This is a genomic window from Delftia sp. DT-2 (assembly GCF_028401915.1).
GTDB lineage: Bacteria > Pseudomonadota > Gammaproteobacteria > Burkholderiales > Burkholderiaceae_C > Comamonas > Comamonas tsuruhatensis.
In genome coordinates, this window is the sequence record NZ_JAQOTI010000051.1 from 1 (window position 1) to 1,554 (window position 1,554).

1 protein-coding gene and 2 tRNA genes are annotated in these 1,554 nt (G+C 55.3%); all 3 read left to right on the forward strand.

The window, feature by feature from the left end:
* The first annotated feature begins 119 nt into the window (after nt 1–119).
* The 3 genes from PO605_RS30725 to PO605_RS30735 all read left to right on the forward strand — a co-directional run bounded on the left by PO605_RS30725 (nt 120) and on the right by PO605_RS30735 (nt 1,554).
* Nucleotides 120–193, forward strand: a tRNA-Cys gene (locus PO605_RS30725).
* Nucleotides 194–574: 381 nt separating this feature from the next.
* Complete coding sequence (locus PO605_RS30730) at nt 575–1,339, forward strand: M48 family metalloprotease (RefSeq protein ID WP_047473824.1); 765 nt, start codon at nt 575–577, stop codon at nt 1,337–1,339.
* A 139-nt stretch (nt 1,340–1,478) separates the two neighbouring features.
* A tRNA-Gly gene (locus tag PO605_RS30735) sits at nt 1,479–1,554 on the forward strand.

Below are 1,554 nucleotides of genomic sequence, written 5' to 3' on the forward strand. Positions count from 1 at the left end.
GGAATAGCTCAGTTGGTAGAGCGCAACCTTGCCAAGGTTGAGGTCGACGGTTCGAACCCGTTTTCCCGCTCCAGTTTCTAAAAACTGCAGCAATGCTGTAGTTGTTTGATAGTGATTTTGGCGCGATAGCAAAGCGGTTATGCCCCGGATTGCAAATCCGGTTAGACCAGTTCGACTCTGGTTCGCGCCTCCAAAAATTCATTGCGAAAACAGTTCAAAAGGCCCTTCGGGGCCTTTTTTTTTCTGCGTCAGGATCATGGCTTGTCCTTGCTGTCTGGTTCGAGCCAGCCCCGTGCCCGGTCAAGCTCCATCTCTCCCTCTCTCTAAAGTTTCGGCACTCTGCGAGTGGTTCAGGGCTTGTTCTTCTGTGACATGAAGAGAATTCCATTCTGTAATTCATTGCCAGTTCGGTGAATTATTTTGTTTCCAATTGTTCTGCCTGGATCCTCGCCGCGAGCGTGCTTATTGGAAGTTGATTGGAAAATTGCAAAAAAGTGCAAATGGCTTGCCATTGGCAGTGGATTCAATTGGCCGGTCGTGGATATGATGCGCGCTTCATTCATCGAGAGGGATTATGAAGATCAAGCTATTGACGGCGATTGTTGCCAGCGGCGTGGTGCTGGCGGGTTGTAAAACCATGGAGTCCGCTGATGTGGGCGGGCTGCTGGATTCAGGCTCCACGGCCATGAAGGCCATGACGCTCACGGATGACGATGTGGTCACGCTGTCCAACGACTCCTGCGCGGCCATGGATGCGCAGAACAAGGTGGCCGATGCCAAGAGCAAGTACACGGTGCGGCTGAACAAGGTCATTGCCAGCATGCCGCAGGCCGTCAATGGGAAAAAAGCCGTCTACAAGGTCTATATGACGCAGGACGTGAATGCTTGGGCCATGGCCAATGGCTGCATTCGCGTCTACAGCGGCCTGATGGATCTGATGAACGACGATGAATTGCGTGGCGTGATTGGCCATGAGATCGGGTATGTGGCGCTGGGCCATAGCAAGAAGCGCATGCAAACGGCCTATGCGGCATCGGCTGCGCGCTCGATTGCAGCCAATAGCGGCAATTCCGCGTTGGCCTCGCTGTCGCGCTCGCAGGCCGGAGATCTGGGTGAGAAGTTCATCAACGCCCAGTTCTCCCAGTCCCAGGAGTCGGCGGCTGATGACTATTCCTTCGACCTGCTCACGGAAAAGAAGATGAGTCGCCAGGGCCTGGTCACATCGTTCCAGAAGCTGGCCAAGCTCAGCGGTGGCAGTGGCGGCAGCTCCATCCTGAGCTCTCACCCCCCGTCTGAACAGCGCGCCAAGCGCATGCAGGACCGCATCGACGGCAAGTAAGCGACGGCATGGAGCGGGCTGCTGTGCGGGTGGGCATTGATCCGCTTCGACGCGGATTTTTTCCGTACTTGGTCCGGAGTGCCGGAAATCTGCGCTAGAATTCAAGTCTGCTCTGTGAGGCGCACAGCTTGACAGATATGCGGGAATAGCTCAGTTGGTAGAGCGCAACCTTGCCAAGGTTGAGGTCGACGGTTCGAACCCGTTTTCCCGCTCCA